The sequence below is a fragment of the Alloalcanivorax xenomutans genome (assembly GCF_032810065.1).
In the GTDB taxonomy this organism is placed as follows: domain Bacteria; phylum Pseudomonadota; class Gammaproteobacteria; order Pseudomonadales; family Alcanivoracaceae; genus Alloalcanivorax; species Alloalcanivorax xenomutans.
The window spans coordinates 781,915-800,331 of sequence record NZ_CP136538.1; the positions used below are offsets into that span (position 1 = coordinate 781,915).

Sequence of the window (18,417 nt, forward strand, 5' to 3'; positions counted from 1 at the left end):
CCACGGCGTAAAGATCATGAACAGGCTCTTATGACCATTTGGGGAACGACGATTGGTAAAGTTCCGTAACTTCCTGCTGTTGCTGGGGCTGGTCCTGTGTGCCGCGCGGCTTTGGGCGGCGCCAGTGGTGGTGCCGGACGGCCACCAGAATCAGGTGGCGGTGGCGAAATCCATGGACGTGCTGGTGGATCCCGAGGGGCAGTGGGACTTGCGACAGGTGCGCGAGGATTTTTCCAGCCGCTTTACCGTCAACACGGCGGAGGAGCCCAATTTCGGCTTTACCAGCAGCGTGATCTGGCTGCGGTTCACGCTCGACACCCGCAAAGTGATGAACCAGAGCTGGTATCTGGTGGAGCGCTATCCGATTCTCGACCACATCACGCTGTATGCGCCGCGCCCGGACGGCGGTTACGATGAAGTGGCCATGGGGGACACACTGCCGTTCCACATGCGGATGATGAATCATCGGGCCTTTATTTTCCCTCTGAACACCGACAGACCCGGCCCGCGCACCTATTATGTGAAAGTCAGCGGTAAAGGGGCGATCAACCTGTCGCCGGTGCTCTACAACAGCACCGGGCTGGTGGAATACACCTACCGGGATACTCTGCTGTACGGGGTGTTCTACGGATGTCTGCTGATCATGGTCATCTATAACGCCCTGCTGGCATTGTCGCTGCGGGAGCCGGTGTATCTGTATTTCGTCGCTTTCCTGGTGGGGATGGTGATCTTCATCCTCAACATCAATGGCTTCGGTTTGCAGTTTGTCTGGCCGTTGTGGCCCAAGCTCAATGAATATTACTGGCTTGGCATTTACATCAGCTGTCCGGCGCTGGCCATGTACTCCCGGGCCTTTCTGGAGTTACGCGTGCGCTTTCCACGCTATGACCGGGTGTTGCGGCACTACCTGATCGGCGCGCTTGTGTTGCTGGCGGTGCAGCTGATGATCGCGCCACCCTGGTCCTACTATCTGTCCACCGCCCTGGTGGGGGTCACGGTCGTGCTGTTCAGTTGGCTTGGCTGGATGGTTCTGTCCCAGGGATATCGGGCGGCACGGTTGTACGTGCTGGCCTGGTGGGTCTTCATGCTGCTGGTGTTCATCTTCATTCTCGGTATCGTCGGCTGGCTTCCCTACACCTCGTTCATCACCATCCTGCCGCATCTGGCCACGTTGTGGGTGGTGGTGATGCTGTCGCTGGCCCTGGGGGACCGCATTCGTTTCCTGGAACGGGAGCGCAACAGTTTGTTCGAGGAATCCCGCCGCAACCTGGAACGGCATGTGGCGGAAATGGAGCGCGTGAACCGGGACAAGTCCACCTTCCTGCAATATGTCAGCCACGAATTGAACACCCCCATCAACTGGCTCGGCGCGGCGGATACCCTGAGCGACGATGATGATCGCCGGGATACCTGGAATCTGGTGCGCAAAGGGCAGCAACGTCTGATGGGGCTGGTGAGCACGTCGCTACGTTATTTCGACCTGTCGGATCGGGAGAGCCCCACGCTGATTACCGTGTGCGACCCCTACTGGTTGGTGGAGGCGCTCACCACCAGCCGGTGGGAGTGCCTGGAACAGAGTGGTCTGAAGGTGCAGAACCGGGTTTCGGAACGGCTGCGGGTGCGTGCCAACGAGAGTGAGCTGCAGGAGGTGCTGGCGATGGCATTGGATAACGCCATCCGTTTCAGCCCCGCTGGAGAAGTCATCGATATCAGCAGTCAGCGTCTGGATGGCGTCGGCGAAATCCGTATGCGTGATAATGGCCGCGGCGTCGGCGCGGATCAGTTGGAGAGTCTGTTCGAGCCCTTCTTCATCATGGGGTCTCGCCACCACGAGGACGGGTTCGGCCTGTCTCTGGCGATGGCGCGGGTGATGATCGAGCAGAGCGGCGGGCGGATCTGGGCGGAAAGCACCGGCGAAGGGCAGGGCTTCACTCTGGTGATCCGCTTGCCGCTGGCGGAATAGGGTGAACAGGCCCTAGCGTAGTGTCCCCATCGCCTGCCCCATGCGCACCGGGCTTTCGGCGGCCAGGGCGGCATCGAATTCCGCGTGGCCACGGGCGAACAGCACGATGGCGGTGGAGCCGAGCAGGAAGCGGCCCAGTTCTTCGCCCCGCTGCAAAGTAATCGGTTGGCGGTTCCGGTAGTCGCTGTGCGTCACGTGGCGAGGCAGCGGTGTGACCTGGCCGGAGAACACGGTTTCGATACCGGCGACGATCATCGCCCCCACCAGAATCACCGCCATCGGCCCCTGCTCGGTATCGAAAATGCACACCAGCCGTTCGTTGCGGGCGAACAGCCCGGGTACCCGTTCGGTGGTGGCCTGGTTCACCGAGAACAGCCGCCCGGGTACGTAGCGCGTTTCCCGCAGGGTACCGGCGGCGGGCATGTGCACCCGGTGATAATCCTTTGGTGACAGATAGACGGTGGCGAACTGGCCGCCAAGGAATTCCGTGGCCAGATCATGGTCGCCGCCGAGCAGCTCGAACAGGCTGTAGTTATGTCCCTTGGCCTGAAAAATCCGGTCGCCTTCAATGGCGCCGAGCTGACTGACGGTGCCATCGGCCGGACAGGCGATGGCATCGGCCTGTTCCGGCAGTGGCCGGGCGCCTTCACGCAGGGCACGGGTGAAGAACGCATTGAAATGGGGATAGCGCTCGGCTTCGGTGATCTCCGCTTCGGACAGATCGACCTGAAAGCGGCGGATGAACAGCCGGATGAAGGTGTCCTTCACCCAGGGGGTTTCGCTACGGGCCAGAATGCCCACCAGCCGCGACAAGGCATGGTGGGGCAGCAGATATTGCAGAGCGACGAACAGGCGTTGCCATAAGTCCTTCAAGAGCACCTCGAAATGCGGCCGGTTGTTATTCGGATTTTTCGAACGGGGTGTCGGGGTGATTGCCCCATTCCGCCCAGGAACCGGCATAACCGGCGATATGAGGGAAACCCAGCAGTTTACCCACCAGCCAGGTAAAGCTGGAGCGATGGTGGGTTTGGCAGTGGGTGATCACTTTGCGGTCGGCGGTGATGCCCAGCGCGGCCAGTTCCTGGCGCAGGGTATCCAGATCACGCACCCGCAGGTGGTCGTTCTTGTCCATGGCATCGGTCCATTCATAGTGCACCGCGCCAGGAATGTGGCCACCTTTCTGGGCGAAGGCGCGGATGCCGGCGTACTCCTCCTCGGAGCGCGCATCCCAGATCACCACGTCCGGGTTCTGGTATTCGGCCAGCACCGTCTCCAGGTCCACATTGACGCCGGCCTTGTGCAGGCCAACCTCATAATCGCTGGGCGTGGGGGTATGTGGTTCGCTGCTGGTGGGCAGGTCCGCCGCCAGCCAGGCATGGATGCCGCCATTGAGGTAGGTGTAGTGGGCATGGCCGATGTAATCCAGGGTCCACAGCAGCCGCCCGGCCCAGCCGCCGCCTTCATCGTCATAGGCGACCACCTGGGTGTCCGGGGTCAGTCCCAGCTCGGAGAACAGGTCGGAAAGGGTATCGTCATCGGGCAGCAGGCCGGGGGCCGGCTGAGTGCCTTTCTGCAGGCGTTTGAAATCCAGGTGAACGGCGCCGGGCACATGGGCCTGGGCGTAAACCTGTTCCTTGCTCAGATCAACGATCAGCAGGTTGGCGTCATCAAGATGATTGGCCAGCTCGGCGGGTTCCAGCAACAGGGGCAGGGACATAAGTCAATCAAACGGTCGTGGGTCGGGAATTTGGAGGGTGTGAATAAAATTTCACCGCCTCGTGCATGGAATCATTGTCCAATATCCGCCGGCCTTTATCCAGGCGGGACCGTTCTGATGGCCGCGGCGCGAAGCGCTCAGTATCGTGCGCGGGCCTCATCGTCCAGGGTGCCGGCGATCTGGAAGTAGTTGTTCAGACGTTCGTGTATGAAGGCATCCTCCTGGGCGGCTTCCCGCAGAGCGCAGCCCGGTTCATGCCGATGGGTACAGTTACGGAAGCGGCAGTGGCCGGCTCGCTCGGACAGCTCCCGATAACCGTGCAGCAACTCCTGCTCATCGATGTGCCAGAGACCGAATTCGCGAATCCCCGGGGAGTCGATCAGATGGCCGCCTTCGGGAAAATGGAACAAGCGCGCGGTGGTGGTGGTGTGCTGGCCCAGCCCCGACATCTCCGAGATCTCGCCCACCGCCAGATCCGCTTCCGGCAGGATGGCGTTCACCAGAGAGGATTTGCCGACCCCGGATTGACCGACGAAGACGCTGGTGGCGTCCGCGAGGGCGGCGCGCAAGGAGGCCAATTGGTGGCCGTCTCCGTGGGCGGACAGAGTGATGACCTGATAGCCCAGGTGGCGATAAAGCGCGCAGATATGCTCGGCGTGGTCGCGATTGCCGTCGTCCAGAAGATCGGTCTTGTTCAGCACCAGCACCGGCTCGATGCCGGACAATTCCGCCGCCACCAGATAGCGGTCGAGCAGGGCGCTGGAAGGCGCCGGGCGTGGAGCGAACACCACCAGGAGGCGGTCCACATTGGCGGCCACGGGCTTCAAATTGCCGTAATTGTCCGGGCGCTTCAGCACCGAATGGCGTGGCTCCACGGCCGTGACCACGCCGGTGCCCTCGCTGTGCGGCGGATGCCAGAGCACCCGGTCGCCGACCACCAGTTGTTCCAGATTGGCGCGGAAGTGACAGCGGGTCCGGCTGCCGTCCCGGGCCTCCACCAGTACCTGGCCGCCGAAATGGGCGATCACCGTGCCCCACTGCTCCTCGCCGAGGGTGGTGGCCACGGGCTGCTCCTTTTCCGCTTTGCGCTGCATGCGATCGCGGCGCTCGGCCTGGATCTTTTCAATGCGCCAGCGCTGTCGCCGGTTGAGATTGCGTTTCGCCATGCGTTCGCGAGGAGGTCGGTTGAGGTGGCGCCATTATGGCACGGTTGGGGCTCCGGCTCTGCTACCATGACGTCAAATTCATTACCGCACGGGGCCCCTGAGATGCCATCGAAAGACAACCTGATCTGGATCGACCTGGAAATGACCGGTTTGAGCCCCGAGCAGGATCGCATCATTGAGATCGCCACCATCGTCACCGACGCCAATCTGAATGTGCTGGCGGAAGGTCCGGTGCTGGCGGTGCATCAGAGCGATGAACGTTTGGCGGCCATGGACGAATGGAATACCCGCCACCATGGCAACTCCGGATTGACCGACCGGGTACGCGCCAGCCGTGTGGACGAAGCGGAGGCGGAGCGGCAGACCCTGCTGTTCCTGGAGCAATACGTGGACGAGAAAATGTCACCGATGTGTGGCAACAGCATCTGCCAGGACCGCCGATTCCTGGCGCGCTACATGCCGGCCCTGGAAGCGTTCTTCCACTATCGCAATCTGGATGTCTCCACTTTGAAGGAACTGGCCGCGCGCTGGAAACCGCAAATCCTGTCCGGCTTCAAAAAAGAGAACAAGCATCTGGCGCTGGACGACATCCGCGAATCGATCGCCGAACTGGCCTACTACCGGGAACATTTCATCCGCGAGTAGCGTCACTTTATCTGTTAAGCCGGGCATTGGCCGGCCATGGAGCGCGCTGATCGAAAGGAGAGAACATGGACACCATTCGTGTCTGGGACCTGCCCACCCGTCTGTTTCATTGGTTGTTGGTGGCCGCTATCGGCTTCCTTTGGTATTCCGGCGGCGAGGGTGAGGCGCTGATGGTCTGGCATATGCGCGCCGGCTATCTGGTGCTGGGGCTGGTGATTTTCCGCATCATCTGGGGGTTGTGGGGCTCCCGCCACAGCCGTTTCGCGGCGTTTCTGGCCGGGCCGCGACGGACACTGGACTACGGCAAGGCCTTTGCCCGCGGACGGGCGCCGGTGTTCGCCGGCCACAATCCATTGGGTGGCTGGATGGTGATGTTGATGTTGCTGTCACTGCTGGTGCAGACCGCTACCGGGTTGTTCGCCACCGACGATATCTCACTGGAAGGGCCGTTGAGCGGTCAGGTCGGTGGCGCCACGGCCCGCGCGCTTACCGACGTACACTTTTGGAACTTTGACCTGCTATTGATTCTGATCGCGGCGCATGTGGCGGCGGTCTTGTTGCACCGGCTGTTGGGGGAGCCATTGCTGGCGGCCATGCTGACCGGGCGCAAGCGGGTGCCTGATGAAGCCGGCCCGGACCTGGCCTTCGTCCCCTGGTGGCGGGCGCTGCTGGTGGCGTTGCCGGTGGCCGGGGCGATTTACTGGCTGGTGAGCTGACGGGGCCGCCAGTGGCGGCCCCGGGGCGTGGGCGGTTTAGCGTTCGCGATATTCGGTGTGGCAGGCACGGCAGGTTTCGCCGACTTTGCCTACTTGCGCGAACAATGCCTGCTGATCGGCGCCGCCAGCCATTTCGGCCAACTCAGCGGCGGCGTCCTGGAAGTCCTGGGCTTTGCCTTCAAAGTCGGCACGGTTTTCCCAGATCGCCGGTTTGGCGTGGCTGCCATCGGCGGAGCCGGCGTCCGTGAAACCTTCCCAGGGCAAGCGGGACAGGTCCGCCACGATGCCGGCTTTTTCCTCGAATACCGCCTGATCGAACGGCTGCTCGCCCTTGGCCATGGCACCCAGAGTGCCGAAATGCCAGGCGGTGGCCTTGAACACGGATTCGCGATATTCCGCCGCCTCGTTTGGGCCTTTGCCGCAGGCACTGAGCAGGCCGGCGGCAAGCACCGGAATCAACAGGCTGACTTTCTTCATTGGACTCTCCCTGACAGAACGTGACTTGATTGTCGGATAAAACGTAGGGTCTTTGCACTGGGAAAAGGTTCCCCGGCCAGGCGGCCTTTCAGGTCAACAGGCGATGCAGGGCCCAGTTCACATGCTCACGCACCAGCTCGCTGGAATCGTCCCGCCGTGAGCGCAACGCGCCGATGGCCTCCGCGCTGGCCGGGCCATTACCCAGCGCCACCGCCAGATTGCGCAGCCAGCGCTGATAGCCGGCGCGGCGGATTGGCGAGCCTTCGGTGCAACGCAGAAAAGTGGCTTCGTCCCACAAAAAAAGAGTAACCAGATCGCTGTTTTCCAACTGATGCCGGGGGTGAAAATCGCCCTCGCTGGTGAACTGCGCGAACCGGTTCCAGGGGCACATGAGCTGGCAGTCGTCACAGCCGAAGATGCGGTTGCCGATGCCGGCGCGCAGGGACTCCGGGATGGAGCCCGGATGCTCGATGGTCAGGTAGGAAATACAACGCCGGGCATCCAGCTGGTAGGGGGCGACGATGGCGTCGGTGGGACAGACCGTCATGCAGGCGGAACATTTGCCGCAGCGGTCTTCCACCGGCTGATCCACTGGCAATGGCAGATCGGTGTATATCTCGCCGAGAAAAAACCAACTGCCGGCTTCGCGATTGATCAGTAGCGTATGCTTGCCCTGCCAGCCCAGTCCGGCTTTGGCGGCCAGCGGCTTTTCCATCACCGGCGCGCTGTCGACAAACGCCCGGGCCAGTTCGCTGTCACTGACTTGTTCGCGGATCCAGCGCGCCAGGGTCGCCAGCCGCTTGCGGACCAGCTTGTGATAGTCGCGTCCCAGAGCGTAGCGCGACACATAGGCCTTCTCGCCCTGCTTGAGCAGCTTCACCGGCTGGGTGTCCGGCGGCAGATAATTCATGCGCAGGGAAATCACCCGCAGAGTGCCGGGTTCCAGCTCTCGTGGTCTTGAACGCTTGTGTCCATGGGCTTCCATCCACTTCATTTCGCCGTGGTATCCGGCGTCCAGCCAGCGTCGCAGCCTCGTCTCGGCCTCTCCGAGGTCGATATCGGCCACCCCAAGTTGCTGGAAACCCAGCAGCCTGGCCTGTTCGGCCAGTTGTGTTTTGAAATGAGTGAAATCCATGGAGTGATCGAGAACTGTACGTGGTCAACGTATAATGGGCGATGTTCGCGACAGGATAGCAGCGATGGCCATGGCACCGTTACCCAATCGACTTTACAGCGCCGCCCAGACCCGGGAGCTGGACCGGCTCGCCATTGCCGGGGGCGTCAGCGGCGCCACGCTGATGGCCCGGGCGGGACAGGTCGCCTTTGACCTGATGCTGCAGCGTTGGCCGGAGGTGCGTGAGCCGGCGATCCTGTGCGGTGCGGGTAACAACGGTGGTGACGGCTATGTGGTGGCGCGCCTGGCCCAGGAAGCCGGGCTGCGGCCCGTGGTGTATCAGTGGCGTCCGCTGGATCGCCTTGGCGGTGATGCCCTGGCCATGGCGGAGGCGGCCCGTGATGCCGGGGTGCCGATGCAGCCATTGAATCTGGATAACCTGCCGCAGGCCGCGCCGCTCTTGGTGGACGGCCTGCTGGGAACCGGCATCAGCGGGGCGTTGCGCGACGACATGCGGGCTTTGCTGCAGGCGCTGGATGCCTTGGACAAGCCGGTGCTGGCTTTGGATATTCCCTCCGGCTTGTCGGCGGACTCCGGGGCCAGCGCCGGTGCCGTGTTGAACGCGGATTGCACCATTACCTTCATCGGCGTGAACCGCGGCCTGCTCACCGGGGTGGGGCCATGCCACTGCGGCCAACTGGTGTTCTCCGGCCTCAACGTGGACGAGGCCGTGTACCAGGCCGTACCCGACCCGGTTTGGCGACCGACCCCCTTGGACCTGCGCCGCTGGCTGCCGCGTCGGCGCCGGGATGGCCACAAGGGGCATTACGGTCACGTTCTGGTGATCGGTGGCGATCACGGTTTCGCCGGCGCGCCGTCCATGAGTGCCCAGGCCGCCGCCCGCTGCGGCGCCGGTTTGGTCAGTCTTGCCACCCGCGCCGAGAATCTGACCGCGGTACTGGCCCGGCAGCCGGAAATCATGGCGCGGGCGGTGGATGACGTCGCCGGGCTGGAGCCGTTGCTGGAACGTGCCACGGTAGTGGCGGTGGGGCCGGGGCTGGGCACCGGCGAATGGGGGCAAACGTTGCTGAAACGGGTGCTGATGACGGACCTGCCGCTGGTGCTGGACGCCGATGCCCTGAACTTGCTGGCCGACTGGGGCGTGGACGCCAACGATCACTGGATATTGACGCCCCACCCTGGTGAGGCCGGACGGTTGCTGGGCAGCGACAGCGCCACTGTGCAACGGGACCGCTTTGCCGCCGTGGAAGCCCTGGCCAGCCGCTACGGCGGTACCGCCCTGCTCAAGGGGCTGGGTACGCTGGTGCGTGGCCAAGGCGGTTGCGCTCTGATCAGCGATGGCAACCCCGGCATGGGCAGCGGTGGCATGGGCGATGTGCTCACCGGCGTCATCGCCGCGTTGCTGGCCCAGGGGGTTCCGCCGTATCAGGCCGCCGCTCTGGGCGCCATGGCGCACGCCCGGGCCGCCGACCGGGCCGCCGCCGAGCATGGCGAGCGCGGGTTGCTGGCCACGGATCTTTTACCGCCGTTACGATGGGAATTGAATGGAAAATAAACCAACCGGGTCCCGCTATCTGGCGGACGAGACGGCCACTCTGGCCTTGGGCGCGGAATTGGCCGCCGTGCTCGAATCCGGCCAATGCGTTTACCTGTTGGGGGACCTGGGGGCGGGCAAGACCACCCTGATGCGCGGGCTGCTGCGGGGGCTGGGACACCAGGGGGCGGTGAAGAGCCCGACTTATACGCTGGTGGAACCCTATGACCTCGATGGCGTCCATATCTATCATTTTGACTTGTACCGGCTGGCGGATCCCGAGGAGCTGGAGTTGATCGGCATCCGGGATTATTTCGACGGCCACGGGCTGTGTGTGTTGGAATGGCCGCAAAAAGGCGCGGGGGTGATTCCGGCGCCGGATCTCACCGTGACACTGACCGTGCAGCCGCCGGGGCGTAATGCGAATTTGGAGTGGGCATAGCCGAACTATGGGTGTAAATCAGCGAAAGTCCGTCCGCGGAATGATGGCATGGCGTCTGCTTCTCGGCATGCTGGGCGGCCTTCTGACGATGGCGGCACAGGCGGCGGTGAAAGTGGATTCCGTGCGCATGCACCGGGCTCCGGATCATACCCGGGTGGTGTTTGATCTGCCGGACCCGGTGGAGCACAAAGTGGACGTCCTCGCCAACCCGGACCGGGTGGTGGTGGACCTGATGGACACCGATTTCAACTTTGACGTGAAAACGCTGGATGCGGGTAACGGGCCGGTGGCGGATATCCGTGTGGGACAGCATGCGGACAAAACCCGCATCGTATTCGACCTCAAGGCGGCGGTGCGGCCGCGCACCAATCTGCTGAAACCGGTAGCGCCGCATGGCTGGCGTCTGGTGGTGGATCTCTTCGACAAGGATCCGCCGCCGGCGAAGACCATTCCCAAACCCAAGGCCTCGGCGGAAAAGCCCCGTGAAATGATCGTCGCGGTGGATGCCGGGCATGGCGGCGAGGATCCCGGCGCCCGAGGACCCCGGGGCACCAAGGAAAAAGTGGTGGTGCTGCAGATCGCCAAGAAGATCTACAACATGATCAACAACGAGCCTGGCATGCGCGCGGTACTGGTGCGTGATGGCGACTACTATGTGCCGCTGGCGGAGCGCCGCCGCATCGCCCGTGAGGATAATCACGCCGACGTGTTCATCTCGATCCACGCCGATGCCTTCACCGATGCCCGCGCCCGGGGCGCCAGTGTGTTCGCGCTGTCCAACAGCGGTGCCACCAGTGCCCGGGCCCGTTATCTGGCCAAGATCGCCAACGAATCCGACCGCGTCGCCGGGGTCTACGAGGAAGAGAAGGACGACTCCAACCTGCTCAGCGTGCTGGCGGACATGCGCATGTCCGGCTCCATGGCGCACAGTCTCTATCTGGGGCGGCAGATCCTGCAGGAATTCAACGGTGTCACCAAGCTGCATGGAGACCGGACCACGGTGGAGCAGGCCGGCTTCGCCGTATTGAAGGAGCCGGAAATGGTATCGGTGCTGGTGGAGACCGGGTTTATTTCCAACCGCGAGGAAGAGGGCCTGCTGCGTTCCAGTACCCACCAGGCTCGTATCGCCAGGGCGGTGACCAATGGCGTTAAACGCTATTTCCAGACCCACCCGGCTCCGAACAGCTACTTCGCCGCCCAGCGCCGGCAGCAGGGGGATCAGTACCGTATCCAGCCCGGTGATACCCTGTCCGCCATCGCCCGTGCCCATCAGGTGTCCGAGGACGCCTTGCGCGCCGCCAACAATCTCAACGGCGACCGTATCGTGGTGGGGCAGTTGCTGACCATTCCGGGCTCCTGATCCCGGAAAGCGGAAATAAAGCAGGGGCCGCGACCCCGGGAGACCATTTTGTCCAAGATTCAACTGCTGGATTCCCGCCTCGCCAACCAGATCGCCGCGGGCGAGGTGGTGGAACGGCCGGCGTCGGTACTCAAGGAACTGCTGGAAAATGCCCTGGATGCCGGTGCCCGGCAGATCACCGTGGACGTGGAGCAGGGCGGCACCAAGCTGATCCGGGTTCGCGACGACGGCGGCGGCATCGAGCGGGATGAACTGCCGTTGGCGTTGTCCCGGCACGCCACCAGCAAGATCCATGTGGCCGAGGACCTGGAAGCCATCGGTACCCTGGGGTTCCGCGGTGAGGCGCTGGCGGCGATCAGTTCGGTGTCGCGGCTGAGCCTGACCAGCAACACCGGTGAGCAGGCGGAAGGCTGGGAAGTGGTGGTGGAAGGCCGCGACATGGCCCCGTCGGTGACGCCGGCGGGGCATCCGCGCGGCACCACCGTGACCATGCGTGACCTGTTCTTCAACACCCCGGCCCGGCGTCGCTTCCTGCGCACCGAGAAAACCGAGTTCAACCATCTGGAGGAAGTGTTCCGGCGCATCGCCCTGAGTGAGTTCCAGACCGGGTTCCGGCTCAGCCACAACCAGAAAGTGGTGCATCAACTGCCCAGTGGCGACAACGAGGCGCTGCGGGCTGCCCGGGTGGCGCGATTGTGCGGCAGTGCCTTCATGGAACAATCGATGCCGGTGGACGTGTCCCACGCCGGCCTGCGCCTGCACGGCTGGCTCGGACTGCCGACCTTCTCCCGTTCCCAGGCGGATCTGCAGTACTTTTACGTCAATGGCCGGGTGATTCGCGACAAGGTGGTCAGCCACGCGGTACGGCAGGCCTACTCCGATGTGCTCTACCATGGCCGCCACCCGGCGTTCGTGCTGTTCCTGGAACTGGATCCGGCCCTGGTGGATGTGAACGTGCACCCCACCAAGCACGAAGTGCGTTTCCGCGAGCAGCGCATGGTCCATGACTTCCTCTATCGGACCCTGCATCGGGCGATCGCCGAGGTGCGCCCGGCGGACCGGCTGGATGTGCCGGCGTCACCGCAGGCCATGCCGTCCTGGTCAGCGCCGACTCAAGGCGCCATGCCGTTGACTCAGGCCCGCGACAGTGGGGCGGGTGTCAGTGGAAATGGGTACCAGGGTGGGGGCGCGGCGCCGGCTTATCGCCCGCCGCCATCGGTTGCCGATGGTGACCGCCAGGCCAGTGCCTATGGTTCGCTGGTGACGCCCCGCCCGGAAGCCATGCCGATGCCGGCGCCGGAACCGGGCCAGACGCCGCCGCTGGGCTACGCGGTGGCGCAGATCCACGGCATTTTCATCATTGCTGAGAACGAGCACGGCATGGTGCTGGTGGATATGCACGCGGCCCATGAGCGCATCACCTATGAGCGGCTCAAGCGGGACTGGGCCGAGGAGAAAGTGCGTGGGCAGCCCTTACTGGTGCCGGTGTCCATGGCGGTGTCGTCACGGGAGGCGGATTTCGCCGAGCAGCAGCCGGAAGTGTTCCAGCGTCTCGGTTTCGCGGTGGAGCGGGCCGGGCCGGAAACCCTGATGGTGCGGGAAGTGCCGGTGTTGCTGCGTAATGCCGACAGCGAGGCGCTGGTTCGCGATGTGCTTTCCGACCTGCTCGCCCACGGCAGCAGTGAGCGTATCGAGCAGCATCTGGATGCGCTGTTGTCCTCCATGGCCTGCCACGGCAGCGTACGCGCCAACCGCAAGCTGACCATTCCGGAGATGAACGCCCTGCTGCGGGACATGGAAGCCACCGAGCGTTCCGGGCAATGCAACCATGGTCGCCCGACCTGGACCCAGATGAGTGTCAAGGACCTGGATCGCCTGTTCATGCGGGGGCAGTAAGTGAGCGCTGGACGCTCGATGCCGGGCGCCGGACGCCGAAAGAACGAGCGCGGACCGGTTGTCTTCCTCATGGGCCCCACGGGCGCGGGCAAAACGGCTCTCGCCATGGACGCCGTAAGCCGGCTGCCAATGGAAATCATCAATGTGGACTCCGCTTTGGTGTATCGGGGGTTGGAAATCGGTGCCGCATGCCCCACTAAGGAAGAACTGGCGAAGGCGCCCCACCGGTTATTGGGGTTCCGGGATCCGTCGGAGCCCTATTCGGCGGCGGATTTTCGAACTGACGCGCTGGCCGAGATCGAGGATATCCAGCGGCGCGGTAAAGTGCCGCTGCTGGTGGGCGGCACCATGCTGTATTTCAAGGCCCTGGCGGACGGGCTGGCGCCGATGCCGCCGGCGGACCCGGCGGTGCGGGCGGAAATCGCCGCCCTGGCCGAGCGGGAAGGCTGGCCCGCGGTGCACGCGGAGCTGGCCCGGGTCGACCCGGCCAGCGCCGGGCGCCTTAAACCCGGTGATCGGCAGCGGCTGCAGCGGGCGTTGGAAGTGTACCGGCTCACCGGCGAGCCGCTATCGGCGTTCCATGCCCGGCACGAGACCCGCGCGGAAGCTCTGGAACAGGGTTTTTACCGTTTCAGTGGTCTGCCCTCGCCGGTACTGAGTCTGGCGGTGGCGCCGCCGCGTGAGGAATTGCATCGGCGTATCGAGCAGCGCTTCCACGCCATGCTGCGGGACGGGTTGCTGGAAGAAGTGGAAAGACTGTTCCACCGCGGCGATTTGCACGAAAACCTGCCGGCGATCAAAGCCGTGGGCTACCGACAGGTATGGGCCTATTTGGACGGCCAATGGGATTACCCGACCATGGTCGAAAAAGGTATCATTGCGACACGCCAGCTGGCGAAACGGCAGCTCACCTGGTTGCGAAAATGGCCTGGATTGCAGTGGTACGACAGTACCGAGGAGAACCAGCGCAAGGCGTGCGCGGCGCGGCTTGCGCAGGTTTGTAAATCCGTGTTTAGTAGCGGTGAGAATGATCTGGGGTGAAACTTTTTCAAGGTCATGTTGCCGGATGAATCAATGAACGGATTCAGGGCCCGGAGTCAGGGATGGCCGGTCTCGAAGGCCGGTCTCGGACGACCGGGGTATAACATTGAATTGAACACCCGCAGGACGCGGATTCAATGCGCTGATTGCCCGAACCGTTGGGCGCTACTTTTTATATTTGGATGCTGAGGAGAACTGCCATGTCAAAAGGGCATTCGCTACAAGACCCTTTTCTCAATGCGCTGAGAAAGGAACGTATTCCGGTTTCTATCTTTCTGGTTAACGGAATCAAACTGCAGGGGCAAATCGAGTCTTTCGACCAGTACGTGGTACTGCTGAAAAACGCGGTAAGCCAAATGGTGTATAAGCATGCCATTTCCACCGTGGTGCCCGCCCGCAACCCGCGTGCGTCCGGCGGTGGCAATCCGGCCATGCATGGCACCACCGGTGCCGCCGGCGGCGGCCAGGCTGGGGCGGGTGACGAATACGGTAATCAATAGCCGCGTCGCCTGTTCCGGCTTATGCAAAGCCACGCCCTTGCGGCGTGGCTTTGTTTTGTCGACCATCCGGCACGGCGCTGCCGCGGTGACGCCGGAAATCACATTCGGTCCGTCGTATTTGTGGCGTTCCCGCGGACTGTGGGTACACTGAGGTCCATGGATTTATTCGAACGTACTGAACAGGTACGCACCGGGGCTGGCGAACGGGCCATTCTGGTGCACATGGACCTGCCCGACGCCTTCGGGCGGGAGGATCTGGAGGAATTCCACCATCTGGTGGTGTCCAGTGGCGTGGTGCCCGTGGCGGAATTGCTGGGTAAGCGCGACCGCCCTGATCCGGCGCTGTTCATCGGCAGTGGCAAGAGCGAGGAGCTGGCCGAACTGGTACGCCAGGAAGAGGCCGATGTGGTGCTGTTCAACCACGCGCTCAGTCCGGCCCAGGAGCGCAATCTGGAGCGGGCGGCGAAATGCCGGGTGCTTGACCGTACCGGCCTGATCCTGGATATCTTCGCCCAGCGTGCCCGTACCCACGAAGGGCGTCTGCAGGTGGAATTGGCCCAATTGCGGCATCTGGCTTCAAGGCTGGTGCGCGGCTGGACCCACCTGGAGCGGCAAAAAGGTGGTATTGGCCTGCGTGGCCCCGGGGAAACACAGCTGGAAACGGACCGCCGCCTGATCCGGGATCGTATCCGTGCCATTGAGGCCCGTCTGGAGAAGGTGCGCAAGCAGCGAGAACAGGGGCGTCGGGCCCGAGACCGGTCGGAGACGCCGCTGATTTCCCTGGTGGGCTATACCAACGCCGGCAAGTCCACTCTGTTCAATGCGCTGACCACCGGCGAGGTTTATGTGGCGGACCAGCTGTTCGCCACTTTGGACCCGACCCTGCGCAAGGTGCGGGTGCCGGGTGTGGGGCCGGCGATTCTGGCGGATACGGTGGGTTTCATCCGCCATTTGCCTCACCGGTTGGTGGAAGCCTTCCGGGCCACCCTGGAGGAAACCATCAACGCTTCCTTGCTGCTCCATATCACGGATTGCAGCGCCGAAGAGCGTGACGATAACGTGGCGTCGGTGAATGAGGTGCTGGAAGAGATCGGCGCCGACCAGGTGCCGGTGTTGCATGTTTATAACAAGGTGGATCGTTTCGGTGAGACGCCCCGGCTGGACCGGGATGAACAGGGGCGGCCGTGGAGAGTGTGGCTGTCGGCCCGGGAGCAGCAAGGGTTCGATTTGTTGCACCAGGCGATTGCCGAACGTCTGGCTGAACACTGGGTGGACCGGTGGCTGCGTTTGCCGCCGGAGGCCGGGCGCTTGAGAGCGCGTTTGCATGAGGCGGGCGAGGTGCTGGCGGAGGAAGCCGGCACCGACGGCGCCATGTTGCTGAGGGTGCATCTGAACCGGGTGCACTTTGAACGCCTGCTGCGAGAAGCGGGTCTCAGCGAAAAGGATGTATTGGTGTCCGCGCCTCAGGTTGCAGAGGGCTCGGCCCATTCCTACAATCCAGAACGCTCGCACAAAGCGGGATAACGGAGAAATCAATGGCCTGGAATGAACCTGGCGGCAATAAACCCAGGGATCCCTGGGGTGGGGGCGGTGGCGGAGATCAACGTCCACCCGATCTCGATGAAGCGCTGAAGAACCTGAAGGATCGCATCAACGGTCTGTTCGGAGGTAAAGGCGGCGGTGGCGGCGGCAAACGAGGCGCTGGCGTACCGAAAGGACTACTGATCATCGTCGCTCTGGTGCTGGTGGTCGGCTATGTGATGATGGGCTTTTACCAGGTGGACCAGCGGGAGCAGGGCGTGGTGCTGCGCTTCGGCAAGTTCAATCGCATGGTGGAGCCGGGCCTGAACTGGCGCGCGCCGGTGATTGAACAGGCGATGAAGGTGGATGTGAGCCAGAACCGCAGCTATGAATTGAGCGAGGAAATGCTCACCCGCGACACCAATATCGTTTCCGTGACCCTGGGCGTTCAATACAAGGTGCTGGATCCCCAGGCTTTCCTGCTGCGAGTGGCATCGCCGGAGGCCATTCTTGAACATGCCACCAGCTCCGCCCTGCGCCATGTGGTGGGCAGTTCCACCATGGACGGCGTGCTCAAGGACGAACGTGAAGATATTCGTCTGGAAGTGCGCAAGCGGCTGCAGGAGTACCTGGATCGCTACAACACCGGCCTGGTGATCAACCAGGTGGTGCTGGACCGTACCGCGGCGCCGGATGCCGTGCGTGACGCCTTTGACGACGTGGCCAAGGCCCGCGAGGATGAGGACCGCTTCAAGAAGGAAGCGGAAGCCTATTACAACGCGATCATTCCGCAGGCTCGTGGTAAGGCCGCCCGGATCACCGAGGAAGCCAAGGCTTACAAAGCCAAGGTGGTGGCCGAAGCCCAGGGTAACGCCGCGCGCTTCGAGGACCTGGTGGCCGAATACGAAAAAGCGCCGACCATCACCCGGCACCGCCTTTACCTGGACACCATCACGGAAGTGCTGGGCGCGTCCAGCAAGGTTCTGGTTGACGTGAAAAATGGCAATAACCTGATGTATCTGCCCCTGGATCAACTGATGAAGCCCAGGGAGGCACAAGGGGCCGGCAAAAGCGGCACGGGAGCCTCTTCCAGCGGGGCGTCGCGCACCAGCACCGACGCCGGTGCCGATGACGGTGGAAGCAGTGGGCGCCAGGCGCCACGCAGCCTGTACAACACCAACCGCACGGAGATTCGCTGATGGGTACACGCAGTTGGCTGATGCTGGTGGCGGTGGGTGTGCTGTTGCTGCTGGCATTTGATTCGTTCTATATCGTCAATGAAACCGAGAAGGCGGTGCTCAAGCGCTTCAGCCGGATCGAAAGCACGGACATCAAACCCGGGCTGTATCCCAAGGTGCCTCTGATCGACGAAGTGATTCGCGTGGATGGCCGCCTGTTGACCCATGATGTGCCGACGCAGTCTTTCCTGACCGGCGAGAAGAAACTGCTCAACGTGGATGCTTTCGTGACCTGGCGCATCGCCGATGTCCAACGTTATATCGTCAGTGTCGGTGCCGGCTCCAACAACAGCATGGTGATGGAGCGCCGCGCCCGGGAACTGCTGGATCCGCGTGTCAACGAGGCGCTGCGGAACCAGTTCGCCGCCCGCACCGTGCAGGAAGTGGTGGCCGGTCGGGGCGGTGAGTTGCCCGATGAGGCGCTGGACCCAACGGCGGTGAGCACCGGTGAGATTCTCGATAAGACCGAGCAGGAACTGGTCAACGAACAGGACGAGGAGTTCCGCAAGAAGGTAGAGGAAAAGGGCGCCACCCAGGCGTTGCTGGAGGACAAGCACGATCAGCGTGAGAAGCTGATGAACTCGGTGGCCGAGGAAGTGAATGCCGCCACTCTCCAGGATCTGGGCATCGAGGTGGTGGACGTGCGCGTCAAGCAGGTGGACTGGCCGGATGAAGTGCGTGGCCGGGTGTTCGACCGGATGCGCGCGGAGCGGGCCAGGGATGCCGCCGAGCACCGTTCCGAGGGGCGCGAGGAAGCGGAGCGGATTCGTGCCGCGGCCGATCGTGAGGAAACCGAGATCGTGGCGCGGGCCTACGAAGAAGCTCAGAAAGTCCGTGGTGAAGGGGATGCCCTGGCCACCGGAATTTACGCCCGGGCCTATTCCCGCGATGAAGAGTTCTTCCGCTTCTACCGCAGCCTGCAAGCCTATCGGGAAAGCTTCAAATCGCCCAATGACATCCTGCTGCTGGAACCGGACAGCGATTTCTTCAGGTATCTGAAGGACTCCGAGGGCGGCCGTTAGTCGTCGGCCCTTGGTCCATGGTAGAATGCCGTAACCGGGTGCCT

17 protein-coding genes are annotated in these 18,417 nt (G+C 63.1%); 12 read left to right on the forward strand and 5 right to left on the reverse strand.

Annotated features, from left to right (window positions below; genetic code table 11):
* The first annotated feature begins 52 nt into the window (after positions 1-52).
* Positions 53-1,963, forward strand: coding sequence for a sensor histidine kinase (locus RYH70_RS03715; protein WP_022993869.1), 1,911 nt, complete (start codon positions 53-55; stop codon positions 1,961-1,963).
* Between the two features lie 12 nt (positions 1,964-1,975).
* On the opposite strand, the gene asd is transcribed toward RYH70_RS03715, so the two are convergent.
* The 3 genes from asd to rsgA all read right to left on the reverse strand — a co-directional run bounded on the left by asd (position 1,976) and on the right by rsgA (position 4,846).
* Positions 1,976-2,836: an archaetidylserine decarboxylase gene (asd, locus tag RYH70_RS03720; protein WP_063142274.1), complete on the reverse strand. Its 861-nt coding sequence runs from the start codon at positions 2,834-2,836 to the stop codon at positions 1,976-1,978.
* Between the two features lie 25 nt (positions 2,837-2,861).
* Entirely contained in the window at positions 2,862-3,680 is an 819-nt protein-coding gene (locus RYH70_RS03725; protein ID WP_022993867.1) for a sulfurtransferase, read from the reverse strand.
* A 137-nt stretch (positions 3,681-3,817) separates the two neighbouring features.
* On the reverse strand, positions 3,818-4,846 hold the full coding sequence (gene rsgA / locus RYH70_RS03730) for a small ribosomal subunit biogenesis GTPase RsgA (protein WP_316309541.1): 1,029 nt from the start codon (positions 4,844-4,846) through the stop codon (positions 3,818-3,820).
* A gap of 102 nt (positions 4,847-4,948) precedes the next feature.
* Here rsgA and orn point away from each other — a divergent pair, with 102 nt between their 5' ends.
* Positions 4,949-5,491 (forward strand): oligoribonuclease, encoded by a 543-nt coding sequence (orn, locus tag RYH70_RS03735; protein ID WP_022993865.1) that lies wholly within the window; start codon positions 4,949-4,951, stop codon positions 5,489-5,491.
* A 65-nt stretch (positions 5,492-5,556) separates the two neighbouring features.
* Positions 5,557-6,207, forward strand: coding sequence for a cytochrome b/b6 domain-containing protein (locus RYH70_RS03740; protein ID WP_022993864.1), 651 nt, complete (start codon positions 5,557-5,559; stop codon positions 6,205-6,207).
* Between the two features lie 36 nt (positions 6,208-6,243).
* Here RYH70_RS03740 and RYH70_RS03745 read toward each other — a convergent pair whose 3' ends face one another.
* Together RYH70_RS03745 and queG are read right to left on the reverse strand one after the other, a co-directional pair.
* A complete protein-coding gene (locus RYH70_RS03745) occupies positions 6,244-6,684 on the reverse strand; it encodes a c-type cytochrome (protein ID WP_022993863.1) in 441 nt (146 codons plus the stop codon).
* 88 nt (positions 6,685-6,772) lie between these two features.
* Positions 6,773-7,819 (reverse strand): tRNA epoxyqueuosine(34) reductase QueG, encoded by a 1,047-nt coding sequence (gene queG / locus RYH70_RS03750; RefSeq protein WP_317009792.1) that lies wholly within the window; start codon positions 7,817-7,819, stop codon positions 6,773-6,775.
* A gap of 64 nt (positions 7,820-7,883) precedes the next feature.
* Here queG and RYH70_RS03755 point away from each other — a divergent pair, with 64 nt between their 5' ends.
* The 9 genes from RYH70_RS03755 to hflC all read left to right on the forward strand — a co-directional run bounded on the left by RYH70_RS03755 (position 7,884) and on the right by hflC (position 18,373).
* Entirely contained in the window at positions 7,884-9,374 is a 1,491-nt protein-coding gene (locus tag RYH70_RS03755; protein ID WP_317009793.1) for an NAD(P)H-hydrate dehydratase, read from the forward strand.
* Complete coding sequence (gene tsaE, locus RYH70_RS03760) at positions 9,364-9,795, forward strand: tRNA (adenosine(37)-N6)-threonylcarbamoyltransferase complex ATPase subunit type 1 TsaE (RefSeq protein ID WP_022993860.1); 432 nt, start codon at positions 9,364-9,366, stop codon at positions 9,793-9,795. Before RYH70_RS03755 ends, tsaE begins: the two co-directional genes overlap by 11 nt.
* A 40-nt stretch (positions 9,796-9,835) precedes the next feature.
* Positions 9,836-11,155 carry an N-acetylmuramoyl-L-alanine amidase gene (locus RYH70_RS03765; protein WP_309599191.1) on the forward strand — a complete coding sequence of 440 codons (1,320 nt, stop codon included), beginning with the start codon at positions 9,836-9,838 and terminating at the stop codon, positions 11,153-11,155.
* A 48-nt stretch (positions 11,156-11,203) separates the two neighbouring features.
* Positions 11,204-13,051, forward strand: coding sequence for a DNA mismatch repair endonuclease MutL (gene mutL, locus RYH70_RS03770; RefSeq protein WP_055099798.1), 1,848 nt, complete (start codon positions 11,204-11,206; stop codon positions 13,049-13,051).
* A gap of 69 nt (positions 13,052-13,120) precedes the next feature.
* Positions 13,121-14,092, forward strand: coding sequence for a tRNA (adenosine(37)-N6)-dimethylallyltransferase MiaA (gene miaA, locus RYH70_RS03775; RefSeq protein WP_258954034.1), 972 nt, complete (start codon positions 13,121-13,123; stop codon positions 14,090-14,092).
* Between the two features lie 200 nt (positions 14,093-14,292).
* A complete protein-coding gene (gene hfq / locus RYH70_RS03780; protein WP_022993856.1) occupies positions 14,293-14,592 on the forward strand; it encodes an RNA chaperone Hfq in 300 nt (99 codons plus the stop codon).
* A gap of 156 nt (positions 14,593-14,748) precedes the next feature.
* Positions 14,749-16,116 carry a ribosome rescue GTPase HflX gene (gene hflX, locus RYH70_RS03785; protein WP_022993855.1) on the forward strand — a complete coding sequence of 456 codons (1,368 nt, stop codon included), beginning with the start codon at positions 14,749-14,751 and terminating at the stop codon, positions 16,114-16,116.
* Between the two features lie 11 nt (positions 16,117-16,127).
* Positions 16,128-17,312 carry an FtsH protease activity modulator HflK gene (gene hflK / locus RYH70_RS03790; RefSeq protein WP_022993854.1) on the forward strand — a complete coding sequence of 395 codons (1,185 nt, stop codon included), beginning with the start codon at positions 16,128-16,130 and terminating at the stop codon, positions 17,310-17,312.
* A complete protein-coding gene (gene hflC / locus RYH70_RS03795) occupies positions 17,312-18,373 on the forward strand; it encodes a protease modulator HflC (protein ID WP_022993853.1) in 1,062 nt (353 codons plus the stop codon). The genes hflK and hflC overlap by 1 nt, the downstream gene beginning before the upstream one ends.
* Positions 18,374-18,417: the final 44 nt, after the last annotated feature.

Bases quoted from the DNA above. Each gene is read 5' to 3' on its own strand.
- RYH70_RS03725 (WP_022993867.1), bottom strand. From the start codon at position 3,680: ATGTCCCTGCCCCTGTTGCTGGAACCCGCCGAGCTGGCCAATCATCTT.
- rsgA (WP_316309541.1), bottom strand. From the start codon at position 4,846: ATGGCGAAACGCAATCTCAACCGGCGACAGCGCTGGCGCATTGAAAAG.
- orn (WP_022993865.1), top strand. From the start codon at position 4,949: ATGCCATCGAAAGACAACCTGATCTGGATCGACCTGGAAATGACCGGT.
- RYH70_RS03740 (WP_022993864.1), top strand. From the start codon at position 5,557: ATGGACACCATTCGTGTCTGGGACCTGCCCACCCGTCTGTTTCATTGG.
- RYH70_RS03745 (WP_022993863.1), bottom strand. From the start codon at position 6,684: ATGAAGAAAGTCAGCCTGTTGATTCCGGTGCTTGCCGCCGGCCTGCTC.
- queG (WP_317009792.1), bottom strand. From the start codon at position 7,819: ATGGATTTCACTCATTTCAAAACACAACTGGCCGAACAGGCCAGGCTG.
- RYH70_RS03755 (WP_317009793.1), top strand. From the start codon at position 7,884: ATGGCCATGGCACCGTTACCCAATCGACTTTACAGCGCCGCCCAGACC.
- tsaE (WP_022993860.1), top strand. From the start codon at position 9,364: ATGGAAAATAAACCAACCGGGTCCCGCTATCTGGCGGACGAGACGGCC.
- RYH70_RS03765 (WP_309599191.1), top strand. From the start codon at position 9,836: ATGATGGCATGGCGTCTGCTTCTCGGCATGCTGGGCGGCCTTCTGACG.
- miaA (WP_258954034.1), top strand. From the start codon at position 13,121: ATGGGCCCCACGGGCGCGGGCAAAACGGCTCTCGCCATGGACGCCGTA.
- hfq (WP_022993856.1), top strand. From the start codon at position 14,293: ATGTCAAAAGGGCATTCGCTACAAGACCCTTTTCTCAATGCGCTGAGA.
- hflX (WP_022993855.1), top strand. From the start codon at position 14,749: ATGGATTTATTCGAACGTACTGAACAGGTACGCACCGGGGCTGGCGAA.
- hflK (WP_022993854.1), top strand. From the start codon at position 16,128: ATGGCCTGGAATGAACCTGGCGGCAATAAACCCAGGGATCCCTGGGGT.
- hflC (WP_022993853.1), top strand. From the start codon at position 17,312: ATGGGTACACGCAGTTGGCTGATGCTGGTGGCGGTGGGTGTGCTGTTG.